The 26,088-nt window shown below is 68.2% G+C and carries 25 protein-coding genes; 15 read left to right on the top strand and 10 right to left on the bottom strand.

All coding sequences use genetic code 11. The features are described from left to right. The first annotated feature begins 188 nt into the window (after window positions 1-188). From KXC42_RS18795 to KXC42_RS18785, 3 genes are all read left to right on the top strand, one after another. Window positions 189-1,202 carry an alpha/beta hydrolase family protein gene (locus KXC42_RS18795; RefSeq protein ID WP_219129374.1) on the top strand — a complete coding sequence of 338 codons (1,014 nt, stop codon included), beginning with the start codon at window positions 189-191 and terminating at the stop codon, window positions 1,200-1,202. A 111-nt stretch (window positions 1,203-1,313) separates the two neighbouring features. Beyond that, window positions 1,314-2,972, top strand: a complete 1,659-nt coding sequence (gene istA, locus KXC42_RS18790; RefSeq protein ID WP_257605819.1) for an IS21 family transposase — start codon at window positions 1,314-1,316, stop codon at window positions 2,970-2,972. Next, the gene (locus KXC42_RS18785; protein WP_007633699.1) at window positions 2,969-3,727 is read left to right on the top strand and encodes an ATP-binding protein; all 759 of its coding nucleotides are present in this window, start codon (window positions 2,969-2,971) and stop codon (window positions 3,725-3,727) included. The genes istA and KXC42_RS18785 overlap by 4 nt, the downstream gene beginning before the upstream one ends. Window positions 3,728-4,488: 761 nt before the next feature. Here KXC42_RS18785 and KXC42_RS18780 read toward each other — a convergent pair. After that, the gene (locus tag KXC42_RS18780) at window positions 4,489-4,692 is read right to left on the bottom strand and encodes a PspC domain-containing protein (protein ID WP_006553621.1); all 204 of its coding nucleotides are present in this window, start codon (window positions 4,690-4,692) and stop codon (window positions 4,489-4,491) included. Between the two features lie 197 nt (window positions 4,693-4,889). On the opposite strand from KXC42_RS18780, the gene KXC42_RS18775 reads away from it, so the two are divergent. Continuing rightward, a complete protein-coding gene (locus tag KXC42_RS18775) occupies window positions 4,890-5,738 on the top strand; it encodes an NADPH-dependent oxidoreductase (protein WP_219129373.1) in 849 nt (282 codons plus the stop codon). A gap of 13 nt (window positions 5,739-5,751) precedes the next feature. Here the strand turns inward: KXC42_RS18775 and KXC42_RS18770 are convergent, their stop codons facing one another. Then, entirely contained in the window at window positions 5,752-6,093 is a 342-nt protein-coding gene (locus KXC42_RS18770; RefSeq protein ID WP_024101798.1) for a hypothetical protein, read from the bottom strand. A 168-nt stretch (window positions 6,094-6,261) separates the two neighbouring features. On the opposite strand from KXC42_RS18770, the gene KXC42_RS18765 reads away from it, so the two are divergent. Continuing rightward, on the top strand, window positions 6,262-7,119 hold the full coding sequence (locus KXC42_RS18765; protein ID WP_071935572.1) for an alpha/beta fold hydrolase: 858 nt from the start codon (window positions 6,262-6,264) through the stop codon (window positions 7,117-7,119). Here KXC42_RS18765 and KXC42_RS18760 read toward each other — a convergent pair. The 4 genes from KXC42_RS18760 to KXC42_RS18745 are packed head-to-tail and all read right to left on the bottom strand — an operon-like array spanning window position 7,105 to window position 11,622. Continuing rightward, window positions 7,105-8,934: a sugar phosphate isomerase/epimerase and 4-hydroxyphenylpyruvate domain-containing protein gene (locus tag KXC42_RS18760; protein WP_219129372.1), complete on the bottom strand. Its 1,830-nt coding sequence runs from the start codon at window positions 8,932-8,934 to the stop codon at window positions 7,105-7,107. The genes KXC42_RS18765 and KXC42_RS18760 overlap by 15 nt on opposite strands. Continuing rightward, window positions 8,934-9,800, bottom strand: a complete 867-nt coding sequence (locus tag KXC42_RS18755) for a shikimate dehydrogenase (protein WP_019291127.1) — start codon at window positions 9,798-9,800, stop codon at window positions 8,934-8,936. The genes KXC42_RS18760 and KXC42_RS18755 overlap by 1 nt, the downstream gene beginning before the upstream one ends. Further along, window positions 9,797-10,267: a type II 3-dehydroquinate dehydratase gene (aroQ, locus tag KXC42_RS18750; protein ID WP_024101795.1), complete on the bottom strand. Its 471-nt coding sequence runs from the start codon at window positions 10,265-10,267 to the stop codon at window positions 9,797-9,799. The genes KXC42_RS18755 and aroQ overlap by 4 nt, the downstream gene beginning before the upstream one ends. After that, window positions 10,264-11,622: an MFS transporter gene (locus KXC42_RS18745; protein ID WP_219129371.1), complete on the bottom strand. Its 1,359-nt coding sequence runs from the start codon at window positions 11,620-11,622 to the stop codon at window positions 10,264-10,266. Before KXC42_RS18745 ends, aroQ begins: the two co-directional genes overlap by 4 nt. A gap of 103 nt (window positions 11,623-11,725) precedes the next feature. Between KXC42_RS18745 and KXC42_RS18740 the strand changes: the two genes are divergently transcribed. Beyond that, entirely contained in the window at window positions 11,726-12,730 is a 1,005-nt protein-coding gene (locus tag KXC42_RS18740; RefSeq protein WP_019291129.1) for a LacI family DNA-binding transcriptional regulator, read from the top strand. 52 nt (window positions 12,731-12,782) lie between these two features. Here KXC42_RS18740 and KXC42_RS18735 read toward each other — a convergent pair whose 3' ends face one another. Next, entirely contained in the window at window positions 12,783-14,801 is a 2,019-nt protein-coding gene (locus KXC42_RS18735; RefSeq protein ID WP_219129370.1) for a prolyl oligopeptidase family protein, read from the bottom strand. Here KXC42_RS18735 and KXC42_RS18730 point away from each other — a divergent pair. Then, complete coding sequence (locus KXC42_RS18730; protein WP_219129369.1) at window positions 14,800-16,134, top strand: wax ester/triacylglycerol synthase domain-containing protein; 1,335 nt, start codon at window positions 14,800-14,802, stop codon at window positions 16,132-16,134. The two genes, KXC42_RS18735 and KXC42_RS18730, sit on opposite strands and share 2 nt — an antisense overlap. A 30-nt stretch (window positions 16,135-16,164) precedes the next feature. Continuing rightward, the gene (locus KXC42_RS18725; protein WP_121208859.1) at window positions 16,165-17,010 is read left to right on the top strand and encodes an SDR family oxidoreductase; all 846 of its coding nucleotides are present in this window, start codon (window positions 16,165-16,167) and stop codon (window positions 17,008-17,010) included. A 37-nt stretch (window positions 17,011-17,047) separates the two neighbouring features. Here KXC42_RS18725 and KXC42_RS18720 read toward each other — a convergent pair whose 3' ends face one another. Beyond that, window positions 17,048-17,338, bottom strand: a complete 291-nt coding sequence (locus KXC42_RS18720) for a hypothetical protein (RefSeq protein ID WP_019291132.1) — start codon at window positions 17,336-17,338, stop codon at window positions 17,048-17,050. Window positions 17,339-17,519: 181 nt separating this feature from the next. Between KXC42_RS18720 and KXC42_RS18715 the strand changes: the two genes are divergently transcribed. From KXC42_RS18715 to KXC42_RS18700, 4 genes are read left to right on the top strand one after another with little or no spacing between them, the layout of a single operon-like run. Continuing rightward, complete coding sequence (locus tag KXC42_RS18715) at window positions 17,520-18,428, top strand: ABC transporter ATP-binding protein (RefSeq protein ID WP_254707508.1); 909 nt, start codon at window positions 17,520-17,522, stop codon at window positions 18,426-18,428. Then, window positions 18,425-19,225 carry an ABC transporter permease gene (locus KXC42_RS18710; protein WP_219129367.1) on the top strand — a complete coding sequence of 267 codons (801 nt, stop codon included), beginning with the start codon at window positions 18,425-18,427 and terminating at the stop codon, window positions 19,223-19,225. The genes KXC42_RS18715 and KXC42_RS18710 overlap by 4 nt, the downstream gene beginning before the upstream one ends. Window positions 19,226-19,251: 26 nt before the next feature. Continuing rightward, the gene (locus tag KXC42_RS18705) at window positions 19,252-20,487 is read left to right on the top strand and encodes a sensor histidine kinase (protein ID WP_255025600.1); all 1,236 of its coding nucleotides are present in this window, start codon (window positions 19,252-19,254) and stop codon (window positions 20,485-20,487) included. Continuing rightward, complete coding sequence (locus KXC42_RS18700) at window positions 20,484-21,122, top strand: response regulator transcription factor (RefSeq protein WP_006553604.1); 639 nt, start codon at window positions 20,484-20,486, stop codon at window positions 21,120-21,122. The genes KXC42_RS18705 and KXC42_RS18700 overlap by 4 nt, the downstream gene beginning before the upstream one ends. 47 nt (window positions 21,123-21,169) lie before the next feature. On the opposite strand, the gene KXC42_RS18695 is transcribed toward KXC42_RS18700, so the two are convergent. Together KXC42_RS18695 and KXC42_RS18690 are read right to left on the bottom strand one after the other, a co-directional pair. Beyond that, complete coding sequence (locus tag KXC42_RS18695; RefSeq protein WP_255025602.1) at window positions 21,170-21,829, bottom strand: hemerythrin domain-containing protein; 660 nt, start codon at window positions 21,827-21,829, stop codon at window positions 21,170-21,172. Between the two features lie 148 nt (window positions 21,830-21,977). After that, window positions 21,978-22,703: a TetR/AcrR family transcriptional regulator gene (locus KXC42_RS18690; RefSeq protein ID WP_230809933.1), complete on the bottom strand. Its 726-nt coding sequence runs from the start codon at window positions 22,701-22,703 to the stop codon at window positions 21,978-21,980. A gap of 103 nt (window positions 22,704-22,806) precedes the next feature. On the opposite strand from KXC42_RS18690, the gene KXC42_RS18685 reads away from it, so the two are divergent. The 3 genes from KXC42_RS18685 (at window position 22,807) to lpdA (ending at window position 26,048) form a co-directional block, all read left to right on the top strand. Beyond that, window positions 22,807-23,763: an ABC transporter ATP-binding protein gene (locus tag KXC42_RS18685; protein ID WP_257605861.1), complete on the top strand. Its 957-nt coding sequence runs from the start codon at window positions 22,807-22,809 to the stop codon at window positions 23,761-23,763. Continuing rightward, entirely contained in the window at window positions 23,760-24,581 is an 822-nt protein-coding gene (locus KXC42_RS18680; RefSeq protein ID WP_219129363.1) for an ABC transporter permease, read from the top strand. Before KXC42_RS18685 ends, KXC42_RS18680 begins: the two co-directional genes overlap by 4 nt. A 63-nt stretch (window positions 24,582-24,644) precedes the next feature. Continuing rightward, window positions 24,645-26,048, top strand: coding sequence for a dihydrolipoyl dehydrogenase (gene lpdA, locus KXC42_RS18675; RefSeq protein WP_219129362.1), 1,404 nt, complete (start codon window positions 24,645-24,647; stop codon window positions 26,046-26,048). Window positions 26,049-26,088 lie beyond the last annotated feature (40 nt).

Genomic DNA, 26,088 nt, shown 5'->3' with positions numbered 1-26,088 from the left:
GGTCGGGCCTCGTGCTGTTCCCCGACGATTCCGGCCTCCGGTACGGAACGATCACATATTCGTTACGAAAGGGGCTCTGCGGACGATGAATGTCACGAAAGTGTCACTTCATCCGGTTCCGGAGGTTCGTGCCGATCCGCAACCGGTCCGAGGTGCGCAGCCAGACGGATCGACGAGGGGAAGAGAATATGCGGTCGTCCTGGTTACGGCGGGTACTGCTCACGGTGGCGATGGGAACGTCGATGGTCCTCGCGGCTCCCGGAGGCGCTTTCGCGCAGTCGGTAGAAGCCGACGACCAGCGACCGGTGGGAGAGCTGACCTCTGTCGAGCACGAGAGCGACCGCACCGTCATCGCGAACGTCTACTCACCGTCGATGGACAAGGTGATCCCCCTCCGGATCCGGACGCCCGCCGACTCGAGCGAACCGCGTCCCACCCTCTACCTGATCAACGGCTCGGGAGGCGGGCAGGGGATCGCCACCTGGGAGAAGCAGACCGACGTCGAGGACTTCTTCTCGGACAAGAACATCAACGTCGTCACGCCGCTCCTCGGCGGCTACAGCTACTACACCGATTGGCGCAACGACGATCCCGCACTCGGCCGCAACATGTGGACGACCTTCCTGACGCACGAACTCCCGCCGGTCATCGACACGGAGTTCGGGACATCGGGACGCAACGCCATTGCGGGAGTGTCGATGTCGGGGACGTCGGTGCTCGGCCTCGCCACGACGGCCCCCGAGCTGTACGAGGCGGTCGGGGCGTACAGCGGATGCGCCGAGACGAGCACGCCGCTGGGGCAGTCCTACGTGCAGGCCGTCGTACGCGTCAAGGGTGGCGACCCCGAGAACATGTGGGGCCCGGTCGGTGATCCGGCCTGGATCGAGAACGATCCCTACCTCCAGGCCGAGAAGCTCCGCGGTATCGACCTGTACATCTCGTCGGGTTCGGGTCTGCCCGGGCAGTACGAGCGGCTCGGATCGCGGTCGGTGAACAACGACCCGATCGGGCTCGTCGGGCAGGTGGTCGTCGGCGGCAGCATCGAGGCGGCGGTCCACCACTGCACCCAGCGGATGGCCCAGCGACTCGAGGAGTTGGACATCCCCGCCCGGATCGACCTGCGTCCGGCGGGTACGCACTCCTGGGACTACTGGGAGGACGATCTGCGTGTTAGGGACGTGCTTCGGATAGCAGGGTTCTGATGATCGGGTAGCGCGAGTATGAGCATCGGATAGCGGTGCCGGTCCTCGTGTGCTCGTGTCGGTTCTACGCGTGGCAACCAGGCTGCGCGTGGATCCGAACAGGAGGCACGGGTGACTGATTACCGATTGGTGATGTCGCTACTGCTGCAGGACAGGTCCTACCGGGACATCGAGGCGATCGCGGGTTGCTCGCATCGCACGGTCGCGAAGGCGAAGAAGGTCTGCCACGAGCACGGGTTGACCGCCACGAGCCAGGTCGAGGCGCTCAGCGTCGAGGAGATCGACGTCTTGTTCGCCGATGGGCGCAAGACGCCGTCGAAGGAGTTCGTCGCCTTCGACGTGGCGGCTGCCGTGAAGAAGCGCACGGGCAAGAAGAAGCTGCCGCTGCGGGTGCTGTGGGCCAACTACCTCGACACTGACGGCACGCCGGGGCAGCGGCACTACAGCTACCAGCGGTTCTGCCAGATCATCGGCGAGTACGTCGAGGTCAACGAGCTGACGATGCGGATCACGCACGTGCCCGGGCACACGATGCAGGTCGACTGGGCGGGCACGAAGATGGCCATCTTCGATCCCGTCACCGGCACCAAGACCACAGTGTCGGTGTTCGTGGCATCGCTGCCGTACTCGGGGATGGTCTTCGCCTGCGGCTGCCTGGACGAGAAGATGCCGAACTGGCTCGACGCGCACTTGCAGGCGTTCGAGTACTTCGGCGGCGCGGCGCAGGTGATCGTCCCGGACAACGCCTCGACGGCGTCGAACCAGATCGCCCGCGGTGACCGGGCCCGCGAGGTCAACCGTGAGTACCGTGACTTCCTCGAGTATCACCAGACCGCTGCCGTGCCCACTCGGCCGGTGCGCCCGACAGACAAGGGGCACGTCGAGGCTGGGGTGAAGGTGGTGACGAACTGGGTGATCGGACGGCTGGCCGATCGGCGGTTCGCTAGCCTGGATGATGCGAACGAGGCGATCGCCGCCGAGGTCGAGGCGATCAACGACCGGACCCCGTTCCGCGGCCAGAAGACCAGCCGCCGGGAGCTGTTCACCGAGCACGAGCAGTCGGAACTGTTCGACCTTCCCGAGGCCCGCTGGCAGCCAGTCATCTGGAAGAAGTCCAAGGTCAACAGGGATTACCACGTGGAGATCGCCACGGTGAAGTACTCGGTGCCCTACACCTTCGCTGGCCAGCACGTCGATGTGAAGATCACCGGCCCCACGCTCACTGTCATGGCTGGCGGGGAGGTCATCGCCTCCCACGCCGTCTCCGGTAGGCGGCACGCCTTCGTGACCGACCCTGACCATGTTCCCGCGCAGCATCTGCAGTCATCGGACCTGTGGTCGCGGGCGTATTTCGTGCGCCAGGCCCACAAGATCGGACCGCACACCGTGGCCGCGATCAGTGAGGTCCTGGATCGCCAGCGGATCGAGGCTCAGGGCTACCGCTCGTGCCAGAACATCCTCGCCCTGGCCCGCGGGGACAACAAGATGCTGCTCGAGCGGGCCTGCGGGCAGCTGGTCTCCGAGACCTCACGCCGGGCGATCAGCTACACCGCCGTCAAGCAGCAGCTGGCGGCCCTGAGGGCCCAGGCCGCCGCTCGACCCACCACCACGACCGCAGCGACGACGCCGGCGACCGCAACGCCTGTAGCGGTACCGCCGGATCGGCGAGATACCACCGGGGCGCATCTGGCCGGGCCGGAGCAGTTCAGCCTCGCCGTCCTCACCGGAGGCCCGAGCAGCGGCACCGCGGGGCGGGAGGAGCTGCAGTGACTGATCGTCATCTCACCGACGCCGACATGCCACTGTTCACCCAGTTGCGGATGACCGCGTTCGGCCAGACCGTCATCGACTTGGCCAACGATCCCGCCTGCGACGAGTGGACCTTCTCGGAGAAGATCTTCCACGCCCTGGACAAAGAGATCACGGCCAGGCAGGAACGCCGGACCCAGAAACTACTCAAGGCCTCCAGATCGCCAAACCCTGATGCTTGCGTAGAAGAGATCCGCTACCTGCCTGACCGCAACGTCAACCGCGAGCTAATCGCACGACTTTCCAGCTGTCAATGGATCGACGCCACCCGCAATCTCGTCGTGCTCGGCCAGTCCAGCGTGGGCAAGACCTACCTCGCCCAGGCGCTGCTCAATGCCGCGTGCCGAAAGTACTACACCGCGAGGTTCTTCCGGCTCGACGACCTGGCCAACCGGCTCGCCGTGCTGGAGCCGACCTCGCAGCGCAGGCTGGACTTCCTCACTGATCTGCACAACTGCGACCTGCTGGTTCTCGATGACTTCCTGACCACGCCGGTGGCTCCGCACACCGCGGCGGAGCTGCTCAACATCCTTGCCGCTCGGGAAGGGCGGGGCTCGACGCTGGTGACCTCGCAGTTCGATCCGCCAGATTGGTACAAGTCGCTCCAAGACGCGGTCATCGCCGAATCGATCCTCAACCGGATCGTCGCCGGCGCCGAGATCATCGCCCTCGACGGCCCGAACATGAGACGGCACCTCGCCACGGCAACGCCATAGCGGCCCAGCGGTCGGACGGGCAGATGCCGCTATCCGATGCCCGTCCGACCGCTACCCGATCATCAGAACCGCGCTTTCCGAAAGGCGTCCCAAACAATCTGCGCAACTCGTGGCCGCTTCTGTCGCAGGCGGTCGGACTGTAGAGGTCCCGCACAATCCACCGGAAATGCCCGATTCGATCCCGGTCGAATCGGGCATCTTCTTTCGGTCGTTATTCAACCGATAAATCGGTCGATTCGCCGTAATCGGTCGGTGAACGGGATGAATCGGGCCGAACGGAAATATCGAATTCAAACAGAAATAAATGGGTACGGACGTTCCGTTTTCTTTCCTTGACGCTGTGAACTGGTCATATGCGGGCTCGTCCCAGCTTCCCTGCGAGTGTGAATGTCATCACATCCCGATTTGCGCACTCTCGGGTCGCGCATACACGTCGAGTGTGTTGAGAATTGATGCGAGCCCGACGGAATTCCGATCGGAATTCCGGGTAGGCGAAAAGCAATCGGACGAGACCCGTCCGGTATGTGATCGGACGAAGGAGATTCACATGGACGTCATCGAACTCATCGGCTCTGCCCTCGAACTGCTCGGCGGCACCGAACTGCTCGGCACCCTGCTCGAGACCGGCAGTGCCGTTCTCGGCCTCGGCCAGTAGTTCCTGCTGAGCTGAACAGCTGCGCCGCTGCCTCGCAGCGGAATACGACACCCCCGGCGGATCTCCGCCGGGGGTATCGTCGTCTCGGCCGACCCCGTGACCCGGATCAGTTCTCGGGGATCAGCATCCACAGGGCGAGGTAGAGCAACACGGCGGTGCCGCCCGTGACGAAGGCTGCGAGGACTGCGCCTGCACGCACGAGGTTGAGGTCGACGTTGAAGTACTCGGCCAGTCCTGCGCACACACCACCGAGCATGCGCTGGGACGAGGAGCGGGTGAAGGGACGGGGAGCCTGGTTCTCGAAGTTCATGTATTCATCCTGTCGCCGTAACGGTCTCGGCACATCCGGGAACGGCCCGGATCTTCACCCTGATCTTCGTCTCGGGGTCGGTCGGACGAGCCGGCCCGAACAACGCAGAAATCACGCTGAGGACAATGCTCGGCGACCGGGGCGCGAGGAGGCAGACTCGACCGTCGGTACTGCCGATCAGAAGGAGATCTCCCGTCATGACCGACGTCGTCCTGGACGAACAGCTCGCCGCACTGCGCCGCAGGTACGGCACCCGGGCCGCCGAGCAGGTGGCCGGACGCGGTGGCTCCGGCGCGTGGAACGACGTCATCGCTCTCCAACTGGCGCATCGCTCCGTGCGAAAGTTCCTTCCCGAAGCGGTCTCCGAGGATGATCTGTGCGCGATCGTGGCCGCGGCTTCGTCCGCCGCGAGCTCGAGCAACCTGCAGTTGTGGAGCGTCGTGGCCGTCACCGACCGCGACCGGCTCGCCCGGATCGCGACTCTCGCCGGCAACCAGCCGGCGGTGCGTGACGCTCCACTGCTGCTCGTGTGGGTGGCCGACCTCGCCCGAGCGGCGCGGGTCGCCGAGCAGTACGACAAGGATCTCGTCAACGTCGACTACGTGGAGTCCGCGCTGCTCGGGGTGGTCGATGCCGCGCTCGCCGCACAGAATGCGGTGCTCGCCGCGGAATCGCTCGGCCTCGGCACCGTCTACATCGGGGCCATCCGCAACCATCCGCGTGACGTGGCCGCAGAACTGGCTCTGCCCGACCACAGTTTCGCTGTGGTCGGGCTGGTGGTGGGCCGTCCCGATCCCGAGGTGGAGTCGGAGGTCAAGCCGCGGTTGGGTCAGGACGTGGTGCTGCATCGCGAGCAGTACTCGACCGAGGAACGGGATGCCGGCCTCGCCGCCTATGAGGAGGAGATCTCCGGCTTCTACCGCGATCAGGGTCTGGCGGAGAGCTGGGTCGAACGTGTACTCGGGCGCTTCGCGTCGCCCGGCGCGCTCGGGAGCAAAGAACAGATGCGGGAAGCTCTGCGGGAGCGCGGTTTCGGTCTGGACTGACCGCAGGGAGGCGTCAGCGGCACACGACCGTCAGGCCGACCCCGCGCCACACCTGACGTTCGACACGATCGAACTCGTTGTCGTCACTGTCGTATTCGTACTCGACCTCGGTCCGGTATCCCCGGTCGCGCTGAGCGGTCACGGTGCAGTCGCCGCCGGCGGAACCGGACCGGTTGACGATCGAGTACGGCACACCCTCCGCGGCGAGCACGGCGACCGCGGCCTGCTCGCTCAAGCCGACCACGCCGGGCGCGGGTTGTGCTGTGGCAGTTCCTGTTCCGAGCAGTACTGCGGCGGTGCCGAGCGACAGGACGGCGGCGGTCGCGAGGCGGGAGCGGGTGGCAAGAGTACGCATGGGTTCCTCCGAAAGGGTGCTGGACCGGACATTTCGATCGTCCGCCGCGACCCGGCCCGAGCACATCCGGGCACGACCCCCATCCCGACCCTGAATTCCGGACTCGGGGTGGCAGGGACACTGGGGAAACCGGCACCCGCCGCGTCCGGATCGGCCTAGTCTGGGCCGGTGGAGACCGTACCGATCCAGCTTCCCGGGGGCACCACGGCCCCGGTGCGCCTCTTCGCGGGACCCGACCACGAGCACGAGACACGTCGCGACGCCTCCCGCGCCGTCGTGGTGATCGTGCCGGGGCTCGGCATCCCTGCCGGTTACTACGAGCCGTTCGGGCAGGCGATCACCGAGCACGGATTCGACGCGGCGATCTGTGAACTGGCCGGCCAGGGCGACAGCCGTCCGAGGCCCGGACCCGACAGCACCTACGGCTACCACGAGATCGTCGCGACGCACTTCCCCGCTGTCTTCGAGGTGGTGCGGGAGCGCTTCCCCGACTCGACGCCGTACCTTCTCGGCCACTCCATGGGCGGCCAACTCGGGGTGCTCTACGCCGCGCGCATCCGCGGCCGGCTCGGCGGACTGATCCTCGTCGCGTCGGGCACGCCCTACTACCGGCATCACGGGGGCGTCCGCGGCCCGGGACTGTGGCTCGGATCGACGGCGATGTCGCTGACCGCCGCGGTCGCCGGATTCTGGCCCGGCGACCGGATCGACGTCGCCGGGTTCGGCCGGCAGTCGCGCGTGCTGATCTCCGACTGGGCGCGACTGGCCCGCACCGGCCGGTTCGAACCGGCCGGTGCGGACATCGACTACGAGGAACGGGTCGGGCGTCTCACGCTCCCCGTCCTGTCGATCACGATCGAAGACGACGACCTCACCCCGGTCGCGTCGGCGCAGCACCTGCTCGAGAAGCTGCCCTCCACCGAGATCACCCGATGGCACAATCCGCGGGCACTGGGCCACAACGGCTGGATCCGCGACAACGACGACACCGTCGCGACGATCGTGGCGTGGTTACGTGACCGCTGAGCCCGCGCGGGCGGCCGCGGCGAGCCGGACGTGGGCGTTGGGGGAGCCGTATCCGGTGTATCCGCCGCGCCGTTCGAGGAGTTCGACCTGGAAATTGCCCTGCACCGGGAGCGTGTAGGCGTGCAGGAATTCGCCGCCGTCGTCGTTGCGGTCGTAGAGCAGGCCGTTGTCCTGCAGGACGGCGAGCAGGTCGGGGTCGAGCACGAACCGCGCGTCGAGATCCGCGTAGTAGTTCGCGGGCGGCCGGAGGAACTCCACGCCGCGCGCACGTGCGTGGCGTACCGAGTCGACGACGTCGGCCGTGGCGAAGGCCAGCTGGGTCACACCGTGCAGCTGGGGCGCAGCACCGGTCTCGGAGACGTTCAGCGCGACCCGCAGGTCACCCTTCTCCGCGCGCAGTGCGCGGATGCGCAGGCGGCCCTGCGGCTGGATGTACTCCTCGGGGTCTTCCGGCCGCAGTCCGAACAGGGTGCGGAAGAACGACAGCTCCTGGTTCAGGTCGTCCGCCGCGACCGTCACGTCGACATGGTCGAGACCGAGCCATCCCTCGTCGGCCGGGGGAGTGGCTGCCGCGTCGTCGGACACGAAGTCGTTGTGCCAGTCGTCGGTCTGCCCCGGCTCGGCACTGACGAAGACGTGCAGACCGGAGGGCGAGGTGATGCCCGGCAGGCCTGCTTCACCCTCCCCTCGGGTGCGGTCGACCGCGGGCCACAGCAGGTTCGCGGCGCGTTCGGCCACCGCGGCGACGTCGGGGGCGACGAGACCCAGCGCGGTCGCGGCGGGACCCGGCGCGGGCTCCTCGTTCAGGACGACGTTCGCGCCGCCGTTGCGCCACCACACGACGGGCTTGCTGCGGTGCCGGCCGGCGACATGGAATCCGAGTCCGGTGAGCAGCGCCGGGTAGTCGGTGCGGTCGGGGTCGGCGAGTTCGACGAACGCCGCGTCGGTGTGCGCCGGAAGCGGCGGTGCGACCGTCACCTTCTCGCGTGCGGGCCCGGTGACCCGCGCACCGAGCCGGTCCTCGAGGAACAGCAGCGACCGCATCGCGTCGCGCGCGGTCACATGCGGATCCGCTTCGCGCACCACGTCGCTGAAGACCTCGAGCGAGAGCGGACCGTCGTAACCGGCGTCGAGCACGGCCGCGACCACCCCGGAGACGTCGAGCATGCCCTGCCCCGGGAAGCACCGGAAGTGGCGGCTCCATTCGAGGACGTTCATGTCGAGCACCGGGGCGTCGGCAACCTGCAGGAAGCCGATGCGTTCGCCGGGGATGCCGGCCAGGGCGCGTCCGTCGTCGCCGCGTGCGAGCATGTGGAAGGTGTCCACGGCCAGCGTCACGGCCGGGTGGTCGGCGCGTTCGACGAGATTCCACGCCTGCCCGACCCGGTTGACGTGACGTCCCCAGGCGAGGGCCTCGTAGGCGAAGGTGACCCCGTGCGAGGCGGCGAGATCGCCGACGGCGCGCAGCTGTTCGGCGGACAGTTCCGGATCGTCGATCGCGGTCGGCAGCGCGTTCGAGCACGCCAGGAAGGTCGTTGCGCCGAGCTCGTTCATCACCTCGAGCTTGCGGCGGACGCGGTGCAGGACGTCGGGGAATCGCCGCGGGTCGACGCCCTCGATGTCGCGGATCGGCTGGAACAGGTCGATCGACAGACCGAGATCGGCGCAGCGCCGCGCTACCTCGGCGGGTGACAGCGGCGACGCGATGAGGTCGTTGTCGAAGATTTCGATCCCGTCGAATCCTGCAGCGGCGATCGCGTCGAGTTTGTCGGCGAGAACACCGGAGAGCGAGACGGTGGCGATTCCGCGGCGCATCAGCTGGTCAGCTCCTCGAAGTGTCGGACCATTCGTTCGGCGTCGGGTTCGACGCCCGTGAAGTACTCGAAGGCACCCACGGCCTGGAAGACGGCCATGCCGCCACCGGGCACCACGCGGCATCCGCGGGAGCGGGCGAGGTGGATCAGTTCGGTCTCGAGCGGGAAGTACACGACGTCGGAGACCCACAGGTCCTCGCGGACGAGCTCGGCGGGGACGGGCAGGCCGGGGTGGCCGGTCATGCCTGTGGGGGTCGCGTTGACCAGACCCTGCGCCGAGGCCAGAGCGCCGGCGAGATCGGTGGTCGCGCGGACCCGGTCGTCGCCGAAGCGTTTGGCCAGGCGGGTCGCGCAGGCCTGCGCCTTCTCGACGTCGACGTCGACGATGGACACGTGCGCGGAGCCCTGTTCGAGCAGCGCGTACCCGACGGCCGAACCGGCACCGCCGGCCCCGACCAGCACGGCGCGGTCGGAGACGGCCTCGGGCAGCCGGCGGCGGAACGCGCGCCCCCAGCCGGACCAGTCGGTATTGCGGCCGAGTGCGCGACCGTCCCGGAACACCACCGTGTTGACCGCGCCGAGATCGTGGGCGTCGTCGGACAACTCGTCGAGCAGGGGGATGACGACCTGCTTGAAGGGGTGCGTGATGTTGAGCCCGTCGAAGCCGAAACGCTGTGCCCAGTCGAGCATCTCGGCCAGGTTCTCGGCGCCGTAGCCGAGGCGCTCGGCGTCGACGAGGCGGTAGGTCAGGTTCAGTCCCGAGGCGAAGCCCTCCCGTTCCTGCATGGCCGGGGTGAGCGAACCGCCGATCCCGGCGCCGAACAGGCCCAGCAGGAAGGACGTACGTGCGGGCGCTGCGGTGGTCATCGGGAGCTTTCCTTCTTCTCGGTATCGAGTGCGAGTGCGGCCAGGTGACGGACGGCGAACTCGTATCCGTCGGGGCCGCATCCGGCGATCACGGCCTTCGCGACGGGAGCGACGAACGAACGGTGCCGGAACTCCTCGCGGGCGTGGACGTTGGTCAAATGCACTTCCACGATCGGTGCCGCGACGGTCACGAGCGCGTCGTGCAGTGCGACCGAGGTGTGCGTGTAGGCCGCGGCGTTGACGACGAAACCGGCTGCCGATTCGCGGAGTTCGTGGACGGCGTCGATGAGTGCGCCCTCGTGGTTGCTCTGCCGGAAGTCGATGTCGAAGCCCAGGTCGTCGGCGGTGCGGCGGCACGACTTCTCGATGTCCGCCAGCGTCGCGGTGCCGTAGAGATGAGGTTCGCGCGTGCCGAGCAGGTTGAGATTGGGCCCGTTGAGAACGGCGATCGTCGGACGAGCACTCACGATGCCGCTCCGGCGGGGACCGGCGCGGTGTTCCGATCGTGGGGGAGCAGGCCGATCTCACGGGTGGGGATCTTGTGGGTTCCGGACGGTCCGGTGGCCACCGCGATCAGCGAGATGGCGACGGCGCCGACGCAGAACAGGGCCACGCGGTACCAGTTGTCGGCGTTGCCGTCCATGAGCGAGCCGGCAATGGCCGGGGTGAAACCGGCGAGCGCGAAGCCGAACTGGGTGCCGATCGCCATGCCCGACAGGCGGACGCTGGTGGGAAAGTACTCGGCGTAGGTGGCGGGCCACACCGCGTTCGGCATGCTGTAGACCACGCCGGCGAGCAGGATTCCGGTGATGAGCACGAGCGGCACGTCGCCCCGCGAGATCGACCACAGGAAGGCCGTCACCATCACGGCGCTGCCGATCAGGCCGGAGACGAAGACCGGCTTGCGACCGATGCGGTCGGACAGCAGGGCCCACATGGGGATGGTGCCCACGGCGATGATGTTGGCGACGATCGCCAGCCACAGCATCGTGGTGTCGCTGATGCCGATGCCGTACTCGTCGGCTGTGGCGAAGTTGAGGGCGAACACCTGGAAGGCCGTGTTGACCATGGCGATGAAGGCCGCGAAGAAGACGCGCAGGACGCCGGTCCAGTGGTGGCGGAAGAGCACGGCCAGCGGTGCCTTGGGGGCCTCGTCGTGCGCCTTCTTGGCGTGGAACTCGGGGGTCTCGTCGAGGCTGCGCCGGATGAGGAAACCGACCAGCACGATCACGGCGCTGATCCAGAAGGGCACGCGCCAGCCCCACGACTGCAACTGCTCCTCGGACAGCAGCGCGATCACGGGCAGGAACATCAGAGGTGCGAGCACCTGGCCGCCCTGCGTGCCGCTCAGTGTCCAGCTGGTGAAGAAACCGCGTCTGTCGTCGGGGGCGTGTTCGAACGACATCGAGTTCGCGCCGGCCTGCTCACCCGCGGCGGACAGCCCCTGGAGCAGCCGCAGCACGACCAGCAGGATCGGCGCGATCATGCCGACCTGTCCGTAGGTCGGCAGGCAGCCGATGAGGAAGGTCGAGACACCCATCAGTAGCAGCGTGCCGACGAGAATCAGCTTGCGGCCGAAGCGGTCACCGATGTGGCCCATCAGGACGGAGCCGAAGGGGCGTGCGACGTAGGCGACGCCGAAGGTCGCGAGCGACGCGACGGTCGCGACCGCCTGGTTGCCCTCGGGGAAGAAGATCTTCGGGAAGACGAGCGCAGCGGCGGTACCGTAGATCGCCAGGTCGTAGTACTCCAGTGCGCTGCCGCTCCACGCGGCGAGGGCCGCCTTGCGGGGCGTGCGCTGCACCGTGGTGTTTTCAGTCATCGGATGCCTCGGGGGGTGGGTCTTCAGTATCGGATACACGGACGTTATGGGTGTGGCGCAGCCCACGACAATCGTTTGCCATTTTTTTTGCCATACTGTCCGTATGTCGGCCTCTCCGCGTTCACGGAAACGCGCCACCATCACCGATGTGGCCCGCGAGGCAGGGGTCGCGGCGTCGACGGTCTCGCGCACGTTCACCAAGCCCGGTCGCGTCAACGCCGCCACTCGCGACCACATCCTCGAGGTCGCCGACCGGCTCGGCTACGCACCCAACCCCGCGGCCCGCGCCCTCGAATCGGGACGCACCAACACCCTGGCGCTGCTGGTCCCCGACATCACGAACCCCTTCTTCTCGGGCGTGATCAAGGGGGCCGAACGCGCCGCCGTCGCCTCCGGCCGGACCCTCGTCCTCGCCGACACCCAGGAGAGCGCGACCACCGAAGCGCACATCATCCGGCGGCTGGGGCCGGCCGTCGACGGTTTCGTCCTGGCGGCCGCCCGTATGCCGGACGACGAGCTGCGGCGCGTCGCCGAATTCGACGCCGTGACCCTGGTGAACCGGGCGATCCGCGGAATCTCCTGCGTTGTCGCCGATTACGAGACGGGCACGCGGCAGATCGTCGACCACCTCGCGTCGCTCGGGCACCGCTCGTTGCTGTTCCTCGGCGGTCCGCCCGAGTCGTGGTCGGGAGCGCGGCGCTGGGCCGGTCTGCAGGCCGCGGCGCAGGCTCACGGCATCGCGGTGCGTCGCTTCGGCCCCTACTCGCCGACGCTCGGTGGCGGTGCCGCCGCGGCCGACGCCGCCGTGGCGGCCGGTGCCACCGCGGTGGTGTGCCACAACGACATGCTCGCCATCGGGGTGCTGCGCCGGATGCGGGAACGCGGGGTGTCCGTCCCGGAGCACGTGAGCGTGGTCGGATTCGACAACATCTTCGGCTCCGACCTGTGCCGGCCGTCGCTCACCACGCTCGCCGAACGCACCGAGGACGCCGGGGCGCGCGCCATCGAGATGCTCGCCCGGCAGGCCTACGAGCGGGTCGCGGTGGCCGACGAACTCGTGCTCCCGACGCAGCTCGTCGTCCGCGAGTCCACCGGACCGGCGAGATGAGGGAGGTTGTGTGCGTCTTTCTCGACGAGAACGCACACAGCCTCCCCGAAGTTCACCGGTTCGCGAGCTTGTCCGCCAGGAAGGTGAACGTCAGCGCCGACTTGAACGCCGCCTGGGCGTTGTCGGCAGCGCCGCCGTGGCCGCCCTCGATGTTCTCGTAGTACCGGACCTCGTGACCCTGCTCTTCGAGCCGCGCCACCATCTTCCGCGCATGGCCGGGATGCACCCGGTCGTCGCGCGTCGACGTGGTGACGAGGATCGGCGGGTAGTCGGCATCCGGGTCGGTGTTCTGGTACGGCGAGTACTTCGACAGGAACTCCCACTCCGCGGGGTTGTCGGGGTCGCCGTACTCGGCCATCCACGACGCACCGGCGAGCAGCAGGTGGTAGCGCTTCATGTCGAGCAGCGGCACCTGGCACACGATCGCCCCGAACAGTTCGGGATAGCGGGTGAGCATCACGCCCATGAGCAGACCGCCGTTGCTGCCGCCCTGGGTGCCGAGCTGCTCGGCCGTCGTGATCCCGCGCGCGACGAGATCCTTCGCGACCGCGGCGAAGTCCTCGAAGACCTTGTGCCGGTTTTCCTTCAGGGCCTGCGTGTGCCAGCTGGGTCCGTACTCGCCGCCACCGCGGATGTTCGCGATGACGTAGGTGTAGCCCTTCTCGAGCCACGCCCGCCCGACGCCGCCGCTGTAGGCCGGCACCATCGAGTTCTCGAACCCGCCGTACCCGTACAGCAGTGTGGGCGACGGGGTTCCGGTGTTGCTGCCGACCACGAAGTAGGGCACCTGCGTGCCGTCGTCGGACGTCGCGAAGAACTGCTCGACGGTGATGCCCTCGGCGTCGAAGAACGACGGGGCCTGCTTGATCGCCTCCACCGGGCCGCCGACCGTCCCCGACAGCAGGGTCGCAGGGATCGTGAAACCGCTGGAGTTGAGGAAGAAGTCGTCGCTGTTGAGCGGATCGACGTCGATGATCGAAGTCGACGTGGCATCGGGGACGTCGGGCAGTTCCTCGTCCGACCAACCGTCCTCACCCGGTGTGAGCACCCGCACGCGGGTCTGCACGTCGCGCAGTGTGACGACGAGCAGGTGATTCTGCGTCCACGCGTACTGCTCGAGCGAGGTGTGTTCGTCCGGGGCGAACAGCACCGTCACCTCACGCGAGCCGGCGAGGAAGGCCGGATAGTTCGCGGCGAGCAGCGTGCCGGCGGGATGGCCGAGCCATTCGGAGCGGGTGCGCACGAGCAGGTGGTCGCGGTACACGCTCACCCGCGCGTCGTCGGGAACATCCAGTTCGACGAGCTCGCCGTCCGCGGTGAGTTCGAAACGCTGCGCCCGGTAGAAGTCGATCGCGCGGTCGACGAAGCTGCGCTCGTATCCGGGCGTGTTGTCGTACCAGGCGGAGACAGCAACATCGGTGCGCTCACCTTCGAAGACCGTCTCGGCCTCATCGATCGGAGTGCCGCGCCGCCAACGCTTCGCGAGTCGCGGATAACCCGAGTCGGTGAGCGACCCGTCGCCGAAATCGCTTCCCACATAGACGGTGTCGGAGTCGATCCACCCGATGTCCGTCTTCGCCTCGGGCAGTTCGAAACTGTCCGGGCCCGAGACGAATCGTCGCTCGACGAGATCGAACTCGCGGATCACACTCGCGTCGGCACCACCGCGCGACAAGCTGATGAGCGCGCGGGTCTGATCGGGCCGCAGCACCTGGGCACCCGACCACACCCAGTTCTCGCCCTCTTCCTCGGCGACGGCGTCGAGGTCGACGAGGACGTCCCATTCGGGTTCGTCGCGCAGGTACTGCTCTATCGTCGTGCGACGCCACAGGCCGCGTACGTGCTCGGCGTCCCGCCAGTAGTTGTAGAGGTACTCGCCCCGCCGACGTGCATAGGGGATGCGGGCGTCGGTGTCGAGAATCTCGCGGATGCGGGATTCGAGGTCGGTGAAGCTCTCGGTGCGGGTGTACTCCTCGACCGTTCGGTCGTTCCGGGCACGCACCCAGTCGAGTTGTTCCTCGCCGGTGACGTCCTCGAGCCATAGGTACGGATCGGTCGTGTCGTCGCTCATGGTCCATTCATACCCGCCCCGCACGTGCCTCCGGCGGCAGGCAGACTGTGACCTCGTGCAGATGCATCCGTCGGACGCGCGCCGGGAATGGCTCGGCGACCGCATCCCGGGCGACCTGTTCGCCCTCTACTGTTTCGACGCCCCCGCGACTCCGGTCGCCGACGTGCTCGACGAACTGCGGTCGCGGGCGGCGGTGATGGGGGAGCTGCAGGTACGGATGGTCGAGGTACCCGCGGGTCTCGACTATCCCTACTGGGCAGCGCACACCCCAGCAGAAGACCGGTTCGTCGTCCACGAATCCGGCAGCTACGAACAGATGCTCGTCGCGCTGTCCGGGCTCGTCGCGACCCGCGTCGACGTCACCGTCTCGCCGTGGCGACTGCACGTCTTCCCACATGTCACGGGTGCTCCGCGCGGGAACGGTCCCGCCCTCGTGGTCGTCCTGCAGATGTCGCACGCCTTCGCAGACGGGGTGCGCTCCTCCGCGCTCGCCCGCGATCTGCTGGCGGGCACCGCGACACCCACGACACCGCCGCGCGCCCTCTCGCCCGCCGGGATGCTTACGCGTGCCGTCCTGCGGCTGCCGTTCTCGATTCCACGGGTGATCGCCGACGGGCGGCGGTCGGTGGATGCGGCGCGACAGCTCGCCGACCCCTCGGTGCCGCCACCCACCCCGGGGAGGCCGCTGGTCGCTGTGAACACCGCACCCGGGCCGCGGCGGACGGTCCGCACACTCGTGTTCGACTCCGCCGCCCTGCGCAGCGTCGGCACGGTCACCATCGGCGCGCTCACGGCCATCGGCGCCGCCCTGTCGCAGTTCCTCGGCGTCGACGAACTGTCCGCCGAGGTGCCGGTCGCGGTGGCGCCGGGCACGGCCCGCAACAGCTACCGCAACGTCGGCGTCGACCTGCACTGCGCGCTCCGCGACCCGCACGAACGTGCCGCGGCGATCGCCGCCGACCTGGCGTTGCAACGGATCCGTGCGCGGCACCCCGCCATGGCGATCCGGGTCCGCACCGACGACCACGTCCCCGCACCGTTGCTGCGGTTCGGTACCGACCGACTCGACCTGTCCGTCGTCCCACCCACCGTCACGGGCAACACCGTCGTGTCGAGCGTCTACCGAGGTCCGGCCGACCTGGAACTCGGTGGCGGGCGGGTGCGGTTCACCTCGGGCTTCCCGGGCCTGTCGCCCGTGCAGGCGCTCACCCACGGCGTGCACGGGATCGGCGACACCGTGACCCTGTCGGTGACGACCTCCCCGGATGTCCTCGACGCGGCAGGTCTCGCTCGGTACGTCTCCCTGCTGCACGAGGCGGTCGCCTCGCTGTAACGTGCCCCGAATCCAACGATGGAGGGGCACATGGCGGCTTATGCGGTGACGGGTGCCGCCTCGGGAATGGGCCGGGCGAGCGCGGAGCGGCTGCGGGCCGCCGGGCACACGGTGATCGGCATCGACCTGAAGGACACCGAGGTCACGGCGGACCTATCCACTCCGGAGGGTCGTTCCCACGCCGTCCGGGCCACGCTCGAGCTGGCGGGCGGCCGTCTCGACGGTGCCGTGCTCGCCGCGGGCCTGGGCCCCACCCCCGGCAAGGAGAAGATCATCGCGCAGGTCAACGTGCGCGGCGTGATCGACCTGCTCGTCGGATGGCGAGCAGCTCTGGCCGCCTCCGCGAACAGCAAGGTCGTGGTGTTCGGATCCAATTCGACGACCACGACTCCCGGCGTGCCGAACTCGGCGGTGAAGGCCTTCCTCGCCGGCGACATGGACAAGGGCGTCGCGCGCACCACCCGCATCTCGCAGGCGGGCCCGCCGTTCACCTATGCGGCGTCGAAGATCGCCGTGACCCGATGGGCGCGACGCGCCGCGGTCACCCCCGAGTGGGCGGGTGCCGGCATCCGCCTCAACATCCTCGCGCCCGGAGCGATCTCCACCCCGCTGCTCGACGCGCAACTCGAGAGCCCCCTCGGGAAGGTGGTGGAGAGCTTCCCCGTTCCGCTCGGGGGCTTCGGGAAGCCCGACGAGATCGCGCAGTGGGTCGAATTCATGCTGTCCCCGGCGGCGGACTTCATGACGGGCAGCGTCGTGGTGGTCGACGGCGGCACCGAGGCGTACTTCCGTCCCGACGACTGGCCGGTGCGGGTCCCGTTCCGGTCGATCCCGCGCTACCTGCTCGGCATGCGCAGGTTCGGGCGCCGCAAGTGAGGGTCCGCGCAGCGCGGACCCCCACCGCGCTCCCGTATCAGGCGAAGTAGTCGCCGAAACCGTAGATCGCGTCGAACGCGCTGGTGGGCAATACATCCACCGCGTTCACGCGGTAGGACGAGTACGAGTCCTGCATCAGGTCGCGCACGAACCGCAGCGCGTGGATCGCGTCGACGGCGTCGACGGTGATGATGAGCTGGGCGCGACCGTTGTCGCTGCGGCCCACCGCCCCGTGGTGCGGGACGATCGGTTCGATGAGGTCGACGGTCTCGTCGTCGGTCAGGAGATCGAGGTCGGCGTCGATTTCGATCATTGCGTTGTATTCCATGTGGGTTCTCCCGTGTCGAACACCCGAGCGGCCTCGCGCCGCGCGGGTTGATCTCGACGGGGAACACGCACGGCGACATCATGCCCGAGCCGGATGACCCTCGCCATCATCCGATCGGGGGACATCCGATCGAGACGGACGGACGATGTGCGGGACCTGTGCTCCGCGCGACGCTCGATGCATGCCGATCGTCGAAGTGAACAATCTGCACAAGTCGTACGGAGGTCGCGCCGTCGTGGACGGCGTGAGCTTCGAGATCCACGAAGGTGAGATCTTCGGGATCCTCGGTCCGAACGGGGCCGGGAAGACGACCTCCGTCGAACACATCTCGGGTCTGCGAAAACCCGATGAGGGCACCGTCCGCGTCGCCGGCCTCGACCCGGTCCGCGACCACCGGGCCGTCACCGAACTGCTCGGCACGCAGTTGCAGCAGAGTGAGCTGCAGCCGAAATTGACCGTGCGCGAGGCCCTCCGGTTGTACGCGGCCTTCTACGCCCGACCCGCGGACGGCGATGTGCTCGCCGAACGCCTCGGGCTCGGCCGCATGCTCGACACCCGGTTCACGAAACTGTCCGGGGGCCAGAAACAGCGGTTGTTCATCGCACTGGCACTCATCGGTTCACCGCGCGTCGTCGTCCTCGACGAACTCACCACCGGACTCGACCCGCGTGGGCGCCGTGACACCTGGGAACTGATCGAGGAGGTGCGTGATTCCGGCGTCACCGTCCTGCTCGTCACACATTTCATGGAAGAGGCACAACGCCTCTGCGACCGTGTCGCGGTCTTCGATTCCGGGCGCATCCGTGCGCTGGGGACGCCGGCCCAGCTGATCGGGCAGTCGTCCGCAGCGATCGTGGTCTCGTTCCACCCGTCCGGTCCGCTCGACCCCGCGCTCCTCGAAGCCCAGCCCGGCGTCGTCTCCGTGCACACCGCCCGGGAACGGGTGGCCGTCGAAGGCAGTGAGGAGTCGATCCACGCGGTACTCGGCCTGTTGGCACGCCTCGGCGTCACGGCCGAACGCCTCCGCATCGCCGAAGCGACCCTCGACGACGCCTACCTCGATCTCACCGACACCAGGAGCACGTCATGACCGACCCGACCGTCCGCACCAGGCTCGTCGAGACGTCGACGACGAGCACCCCGACGATGTCCGCATCGACCGCCGTTCTGCGTACCGAGGCACGACTGTTCACGCGGGAACCCGGGGCGCTCTTCTGGATCCTCGTCTTCCCCACGTTGTTGCTCGTGATCCTCGGCATGATTCCCGGTTTCCGGGAACCGGATCCGGACCTCGGTGGTCTGCGGGTGATCGATCTGTACGTCCCCGTGGCGATCCTCCTCGCGATGATCGTGGCCGGTGTCCAGACGATGCCCGCGGTGTTGTCGTCGTACCGAGAACGGGGCATCCTCCGCAGGCTCGCCGTGACCCCGGCGAGTCCGTCGCACCTGCTGACCGCACAGATCGTGGTGCACGCGATCGCGGTCCTGGCGTCGGTGGTCCTCGCACTGATCGTCGGTCGGGCGGCCTTCGGAGTCGCCTTCCCCGCCCAGCCGTGGGGATACGCACTCGCGGTACTCGTCACTCTCGCTGCGGCACTGAGCGCGGGAGCGACACTGGCTGCGGTGGCACCGTCCGTGCGGATCGCCCAGACGCTGGGCACGATCGTGTTCTTCCCGTTGATGTTCAGTGCAGGCGTATGGCTTCCGGTGCAGGCGATGCCCGAGCTGCTGCGACGGATCGTGGAGCTGACACCCTTCGGTGCCGCAGCGCAACTGCTCGACGAGACCGCCGCGGGCGGCCTGCCGAACCTCGGTGGCATCGCGGTCGTGGTGGGTTGGACCGTCGTCCTGACCGGCGTGGCGATCCGGTGGTTCCGTTGGCAGTGACCGCGTCGACCGTCATCCTGGAAGCCATGACGGCACCGACGACCACCGACGATCCGTGGCTTCGGACCTACAGATGGGCGCCGGTGGGGATGCTCGCCACCGGCACCGTCCTGTCCGTCGGCACCGCGACGTTGTTGATGAGTCCCGCCGAGCGGTACACGGCAGCGGTGCTCACCGCGGTGGCGGTGGGTCTGGAACTGTGGCGGGGCCGTCGCCGTCGGTCGATGCCGGAGGGCGACGCGGTCTACTACCTCCTCCGGTCCGCCCTGGCGTTCGTCCTGAGCTGGCTCAACCCGTTCTTTGCGATCTACGCGGCCTCCGGTTACTTCGATGCCCACGCGATGCTGCCGGACCGTTGGATCCGGTTCGGGCTGCTCGTCACCGCCGTGACGGTGGCGGGTTCGCAGGCGGGCGGTCTGCCGCCGGAGGACACGACCATGTGGATCGCGTTCGGGCTCCTCGTCGTGCTCAACGCGTCGATCTCCATGCTGATGATGAGGCTCGCCGAACGCGACGAGCAACGCAGTCTCGAACGGCTGGCTGCGATCGCCGAACTCGAACGCACCAACGTGCAACTCGAGAACGCGCTGTCCGAGAACGAGGCTCTGCACGCGCAGCTGCTGGTCCACGCCCGGGAAGCGGGGATCGACGACGAGCGTCGCCGACTCGCCGCGGAGATCCACGACACCCTCGCCCAAGGCCTGGCCGGGATCGTCACGCAGCTGCAGGCCGCGCAGGACACCACCGACCCGGAGGCGGCGCGGCGCCACGTCGAGAGGGCGACGGACCTCGCCCGACGCAGCCTCGGCGACGCCCGTCGTTCGGTGCGCAATCTCGCTCCCGAGGTACTCGAACACCGCACGCTCGACGACGCGCTGGCCCACGAGGTGGAGAGATGGTCGGCCGAACACGGGATCCGGGTCGATCTCACGGTCACGGGCACCACCGAACCGTTGCACGACGACATCGGCGTGACGTTGTTCCGCATCACCCAGGAGGCCCTCGCGAACGTCGCCAAGCATTCCTCCGCACACCGTGCCGGTGTCACGGTGTCCTATATGGACGACGAAGTGAGTGTGGACATCCGGGACGACGGATGCGGTTTCGATCCGTGCGCGACACCGGGCGACGGATTCGGGTTGCGGGGCATGCAGTCCCGTGCCGACCGGATCGCCGGCGTCGTGGACGTCGAGTCCGAACCGGGTGTGGGGACCGCGGTCTCGGTGCGGGTGCCGCTGATCAGGGCCGGGAGGACGTCGTGACCGACGCGGACGAGATCACCGTGCTGATCGTCGACGACCACCCCGTCGTGCGGGACGGCCTGCGCGGAATGTTCGCCGCATCCCCGGAATTCGACGTGGTCGGAGAGGCTGCCTCCGGTCCGGAGGCCGTGACCCTCACGCTCGAACTCGACCCCGACGTGGTGCTCATGGACCTGCGGATGCCGGGAGGCGGGGGAGTGCAGGCGATCACCGAACTCGTCGCGCGAGGTGCGCGCAGTCGCGTCCTGGTGCTGACGACCTACGACACGGACGCCGACACCGTGCCTGCGATCGAGGCCGGCGCGACCGGCTACCTGCTCAAGGACGCTCTGAGGGACGACCTGTTCGCCGGGGTGCGGGCCGCGGCGGAGGGACGGACCGTCTTGTCGCCGGTGGTCGCGTCGCGGTTGATGAACCACATGCGGACACCCACCGCCCCGCAGGCGCTCAGCGCCCGGGAGCGTGAGGTGCTGGCGCTCGTCGCGAAGGGCACCTCGAACCGGGCCATCGCCCAGGAGCTGTTCATCAGCGAGGCGACCGTGAAGACCCACCTGACCCACGTCTTCGCGAAGCTCGAGGTGAAGGACAGGGCGGCCGCGGTCGCAGTCGCCTACGACCGCGGGATCCTGGGTTAGCCGAACAGCAGGGTCAGCCGAACAGCAGGGTCAGCCGAACAGCAGGGTCATCCGAACACCGCACGCTCGCGGCGTCGTTGCCGACGGGAGAAGACCGCGACCATCAGTCGCACCGGAAGGGGCAGTTCGCGGCGGACCCGCTCGGTCTCGTCCTCGGTCATCACGGCGAAGAAGCGGGTGAGGTCGAAGTCGGCCCGGCCACCGCGCTGGGCGTCCTTCTCGAACCGCTGCCACGCGTCGGCGGAGACGTGCCCGGTGATGAGCGGGAAGACCGTTCCCTCCTCGTCCGCGATGTGCTCGTGGAGGTGCTCACTCAGCGTGCGGAGGGTGCGTGCGAAGCCGGCCACTGCCGCGGGGTCGGGGAGCCCACGGGTGAATTCGCCGAGTTCGTCGAGGAGCGGGTCGAGTTCGTCGTGGTCGTCGGTGAGTTCGGTGAAGTCGACGTGGGGTCCGGCCGACGCGGTGATCAGCGGCCAGAGTGCGAGGTCCTCCACGTTGTGATGGTGGTAGAGACTCGCGACGAACAGTCCGACATAGTCGGCGGTCGCCGCGTAGCGGGCCCTGTCGAAGCTCGACGGATCTGCGAGCATCCGGTCCGCCAGTTCGCGGAGCCGGGTGACGTCGCGGAGGATCACGCGGTGCGCGAGCCGCATTCCGAGCAGGTCGTCGTCGGTGGTGAGGCGCGGGGTGAGGGATGCGGAAGTCATGTCGGTAGCGTGCGCGGCCGGACTTGGAACCGGCTTGGTGCCGAGCGGGCGCCGGAGATCGTCGCGCACCAAGTGGTCGCCAAGAATGTCTCCGCGCGCTCGGTCCGTGATCATCACTCCGGCTCTTGCAGGGAGCCGGCAGGCGATGTCAGCGGGTCGGCGCGATGCCGAACAGGAGCGCGTCGATGCCGGCGCGGAACGCACGGTCGTTCGCATCGGATCCGTCGTCCGCACCGCTGCGGCTGTCCGCATCTGCGACATCACCTGCGGATCCTCCGGCGGACGCGCCGGTCATCAGGGCGGTGAGATGCGGGTAGTCGCCGTGCTCGAGCATCGCGGCGATGTGCGCGGCTCCGCCGCCGGCCGCCCCTGCAGACATCCCGGCGGCCTCCTGCGCGGCGAAGTTGGTGACCCACCCCGACAGGAGGGCGACTCCGGTCATCGTCGCGGTCGGGTCGAGTCCGGCGGGGGCGAGGGCGCCGACGAGGTGGTCGAGATACCGCATCGAGTTCGGGCCGAGCGTCGATGCCGTGACCTGGCTCAGCCAGGGATGCCGGCGGTGGATTGCGCGGGACTGTTCGGCGACGTCGAGTACGTCGGCGCGCACGTCACCGGTCAGCGGAGCGAAGCGGTATTCGGCTCCGGCCCGGTCGACCATGAGGTCCACGAGATCGGTCTTGCCGGAGACGTAGCGGTAGAGCGACGCGGGGGCGGTGCCGAGGGCGTCGGCGAGCCTGCGCATGGACAGGGCGCGGATGCCGTCCTCGTCGGCGATCCGCACGCACGCGTCTGCGAGCTGGTCGAGCGTGTAGGCCGGTCGCGGGCCGGGGCGCCCGGTGTCGGACCGCAGCCAGATCGAGTCGGAGACCGTCATGCAGGACAGCATGCCTCCTCGAACGGGTTGCGAACGATGTTCGCAGATGCGTACCCTCGAACTGCGAACGGTGTTCCCGATCGATAGGTGGATCGTGATCGAGATGGCACTCGAGGCGGAAGGCCTCACCCGGGCGTTCGGCGATCGCATCGTCGTCGACGACGTCCACCTGCGCGTCCCGCCGGGGCGCGTCCATGCGCTCCTCGGTCCGAACGGATCGGGGAAGACCACCATCGTCCGGATGCTCGCCACCCTGCTGCGGCCCACGGCCGGACGTGCCCGCGTACGCGGCTTCGATGTGGTGCACGACGCGACCCGCGTGAAGCGCTGCATCGGCTTCGTCGGCCAGTACCACGCGGTGGATCTACGACTGACCGGTGTCGAGAACCTGATGATCGTCGCTCGCCTGCACGGTCTGGCCGGCCGCGCCGCCCACACCCGCACGGTCGAACTGCTCGACCGCTTCGGCCTCGCCGATGCTGCGAACCGGCAGGCGAGCACCTACTCCGGCGGCATGCGCCGGCGGCTGGATCTGCTCGCCGGGATGCTCGTGCGACCCGACGTGCTCTTCCTCGACGAACCGACCACCGGTCTCGACCCGAGCAGCCGCAACGAGATCTACGGGATGGTCGGCGAACTGGTCGCCGAGGGCACCGCGGTCCTGCTCACCACGCAGTATCTCGACGAGGCCGACCGGCTCGCCGACGACATCACCATCCTCGACGCGGGCCGGACGATCGCGACCGGCACTCCCGCCGAGATCAAGGAGGCGGTCGGCTCCGGACTCGACCTCGTCCTCCCCGGTGCCGCCCGCATCGACGAGGCCGTCGCCGTCATCGGCGCATTCGGCCTGCGCCACAACGGCATCCAGGTGCCGGTCGAGAACGGCTCGGTCCGGCTGTCCTTCACGACCGACGCCCACTCGGTGCCGCTGCTGCCCGTGCTGCGCGCCCTCGACGACGCGGGTGTCCCCGTTGACGACATCGGCCGTCGCCGCGTCGGTCTCGACGAGGCATTCCTGACCCTGACCGGACGCGAGCGAATCGAGGAGTCCGCATGACCACCATCCACGAGTCCGGCCACGGCAGTTCTGCCCTCACCGGCACCCGGACGTTGCTGCATCGCGTCCTGCTGACCTACCGGCACTCGCCGGCCCTGCTGTTCGTCACCCTCGCCGCACCGCTGGGCATGATGCTGCTCTTCGGATTCGTCTTCGCCGGCGCCCTGTCCGGTGGCGAGGGCGCCGCCTACCGCGCATACCTGATGCCGGGTGTGCTCGTCCTCGTGGCGGCCATGGGCCTCGCGACCACCGCCGCCACCGCGAACGCCGACATGCGCAGCGGACTGTCGGATCGCTTCCGGACCCTGCCCACCTCCCCGGTGGCCGCGCCCGCCGGACTCGCCTTCGCCGAGACCCTGACGTGTGCGGTCACGCTGGCGCCGATGGTCGGCATCGGATATCTCGTCGGCTGGCGGATCGAAGCGGGCGCCGGGGAGATCGCCCTCGCCGCGGTGGTGCTGCTGTTGTTCCGGTTCGCATTCTCGTGGGTAGGTGTGTGGCTCGGCGTCTCGATCCGGGACGAACAGGTCCTGCAGCAGTGCGCACCCATGATCTTCGGCACGATCACGTTCTCGAACATCTTCGTGCCCACCGACACGATGCCGGTGGTCGTCCGACAGATCGCCGAGTGGAATCCCGTCAGTGCCGTCGTAGGTGCGCTGCGCGAGCTGCTCTCGGCGTCCGCGCCGGTACCCGCGGATGCGGCGTGGCCGCTGCACCATCCGGTGTGGTCGGCGTTCGGTTGGTGCGTCGTGCTGCTCGCCGTGACGGTCCCGCTCGCCGTGCGCCGATACACGGCCGATCACCGGATCCGGTAGCTACCGGCCGGTAACCGGACCATCGGCAGACACCGGAATCGGGCGGGACTACCCTGTATATCCGTGACCTCACACTATGACGTCGTTGTCCTCGGAGCCGGTCCCGGTGGGTACGTCGCTGCTATCCGCGCGGCACAGCTGGGACTGAGCACCGCCATCATCGAGCAGAAGTACTGGGGTGGTGTCTGCCTGAACGTCGGCTGCATCCCCTCGAAGGCACTTCTCCGCAACGCCGAGCTGGCACATCTCTTCAACAAAGAGGCCAAGACCTTCGGCATCTCGGGAGACGTGTCCTTCGACTTCGGTGCCGCCTACGACCGCAGCCGCAAGGTCGCGGACGGGCGCACCAAGGGCGTGCACTTCCTCATGAAGAAGAACAAGATCACCGAATACGACGGTAAGGGCTCGTTCGTCGACGCCACGACCATCGAGGTGGCCCTCACCAAGGGCGGCACCGAACAGGTGACCTTCGACAACGTCATCATCGCCACCGGCTCCGTCACCAAGCTGCTCCCGGGCACCGAGCTCAGCGACAACGTCGTCACCTACGAGGAGCAGATCCTCACCCGCGACCTCCCCGAGTCCATCGTCATCGTCGGTGCCGGTGCCATCGGCATGGAGTTCGGCTACGTCCTGAAGAACTACGGGGTCGACGTCACCATCGTCGAGTTCCTCGACCGCGCACTGCCCAACGAGGACGCCGACGTCTCCAAGGAGATCGCCAAGGCGTACAAGAAGCTCGGCATCACCATCAAGACCGGTGCCGCGGTGCAGAAGATCTCGGACGACGGTTCGAAGGTGACCGTCGAGATCAAGGACAACAAGTCCGGCAACGTCGAGACCGTCACGGTCGACAAGGTGCTGCAGTCGGTCGGCTTCGCGCCGCGCGTCGAGGGCTACGGCCTCGAGAACACCGGCGTCGAGCTCACCGACCGCGGTGCCATCGCGATCGACGAGCGCATGCGCACCAACGTCAAGGGCATCTACGCCATCGGCGACGTCACCGCGAAGCTTCAGCTCGCGCACGTCGCGGAGGCGCAGGCCGTGGTCGCGGCCGAGACCATCGGCGGTGCCGAGACCCTCGAGCTCGGCGACTACCGCATGATGCCGCGTGCGACCTTCTGCCAGCCGCAGGTCGCCTCCTTCGGTCTCACCGAGGAGCAGGCGAAGGCCGAGGGCTACGACGTGAAGGTCGCGACCTTCCCGTTCACCGCCAACGGCAAGGCGCACGGTCTGGGCGATCCCAACGGCTTCGTCAAGCTCATCGCCGACAAGACCCACGGTGAGCTCATCGGCGGCCACCTCATCGGCCCCGACGTCTCGGAGCTGCTGCCCGAGCTGACCCTGGCCCAGAAGTGGGACCTCACGGTCAACGAGCTCGCGCGCAACGTCCACACGCACCCGACTCTGAGCGAGGCGCTGCAGGAGGCCATCCACGGTCTCGCAGGACACATGATCAACTTCTGAGGATGCGGGGCCGACCCGAGGCCCCGCGTTCACCCTTCTT

Origin of the sequence: Rhodococcus sp. LW-XY12 (genome assembly GCF_019317345.1) — a bacterium.
In the GTDB taxonomy this organism is placed as follows: Bacteria; Actinomycetota; Actinomycetes; order Mycobacteriales; family Mycobacteriaceae; genus Rhodococcus; species Rhodococcus pyridinivorans.
The sequence above is the reverse complement of the archived record's forward strand: the minus strand, read 5'-3'. Positions and strand labels throughout refer to the sequence as shown.

Bases quoted from the DNA above. Each gene is read 5' to 3' on its own strand.
- KXC42_RS18795 (WP_219129374.1), top strand. From the start codon at position 189: ATGCGGTCGTCCTGGTTACGGCGGGTACTGCTCACGGTGGCGATGGGA.
- KXC42_RS18780 (WP_006553621.1), bottom strand. From the start codon at position 4,692: ATGAACTTCGAGAACCAGGCTCCCCGTCCCTTCACCCGCTCCTCGTCC.
- KXC42_RS18775 (WP_219129373.1), top strand. From the start codon at position 4,890: ATGACCGACGTCGTCCTGGACGAACAGCTCGCCGCACTGCGCCGCAGG.
- KXC42_RS18770 (WP_024101798.1), bottom strand. From the start codon at position 6,093: ATGCGTACTCTTGCCACCCGCTCCCGCCTCGCGACCGCCGCCGTCCTG.
- KXC42_RS18760 (WP_219129372.1), bottom strand. From the start codon at position 8,934: ATGCGCCGCGGAATCGCCACCGTCTCGCTCTCCGGTGTTCTCGCCGAC.
- KXC42_RS18755 (WP_019291127.1), bottom strand. From the start codon at position 9,800: ATGACCACCGCAGCGCCCGCACGTACGTCCTTCCTGCTGGGCCTGTTC.
- KXC42_RS18745 (WP_219129371.1), bottom strand. From the start codon at position 11,622: ATGACTGAAAACACCACGGTGCAGCGCACGCCCCGCAAGGCGGCCCTC.
- KXC42_RS18740 (WP_019291129.1), top strand. From the start codon at position 11,726: ATGTCGGCCTCTCCGCGTTCACGGAAACGCGCCACCATCACCGATGTG.
- KXC42_RS18730 (WP_219129369.1), top strand. From the start codon at position 14,800: ATGGTCCATTCATACCCGCCCCGCACGTGCCTCCGGCGGCAGGCAGAC.
- KXC42_RS18735 (WP_219129370.1), bottom strand. From the start codon at position 14,801: ATGAGCGACGACACGACCGATCCGTACCTATGGCTCGAGGACGTCACC.
- KXC42_RS18725 (WP_121208859.1), top strand. From the start codon at position 16,165: ATGGCGGCTTATGCGGTGACGGGTGCCGCCTCGGGAATGGGCCGGGCG.
- KXC42_RS18720 (WP_019291132.1), bottom strand. From the start codon at position 17,338: ATGGAATACAACGCAATGATCGAAATCGACGCCGACCTCGATCTCCTG.
- KXC42_RS18715 (WP_254707508.1), top strand. From the start codon at position 17,520: ATGCCGATCGTCGAAGTGAACAATCTGCACAAGTCGTACGGAGGTCGC.
- KXC42_RS18710 (WP_219129367.1), top strand. From the start codon at position 18,425: ATGACCGACCCGACCGTCCGCACCAGGCTCGTCGAGACGTCGACGACG.
- KXC42_RS18705 (WP_255025600.1), top strand. From the start codon at position 19,252: ATGACGGCACCGACGACCACCGACGATCCGTGGCTTCGGACCTACAGA.
- KXC42_RS18695 (WP_255025602.1), bottom strand. From the start codon at position 21,829: ATGACTTCCGCATCCCTCACCCCGCGCCTCACCACCGACGACGACCTG.
- KXC42_RS18690 (WP_230809933.1), bottom strand. From the start codon at position 22,703: ATGACGGTCTCCGACTCGATCTGGCTGCGGTCCGACACCGGGCGCCCC.
- KXC42_RS18685 (WP_257605861.1), top strand. From the start codon at position 22,807: ATGGCACTCGAGGCGGAAGGCCTCACCCGGGCGTTCGGCGATCGCATC.
- KXC42_RS18680 (WP_219129363.1), top strand. From the start codon at position 23,760: ATGACCACCATCCACGAGTCCGGCCACGGCAGTTCTGCCCTCACCGGC.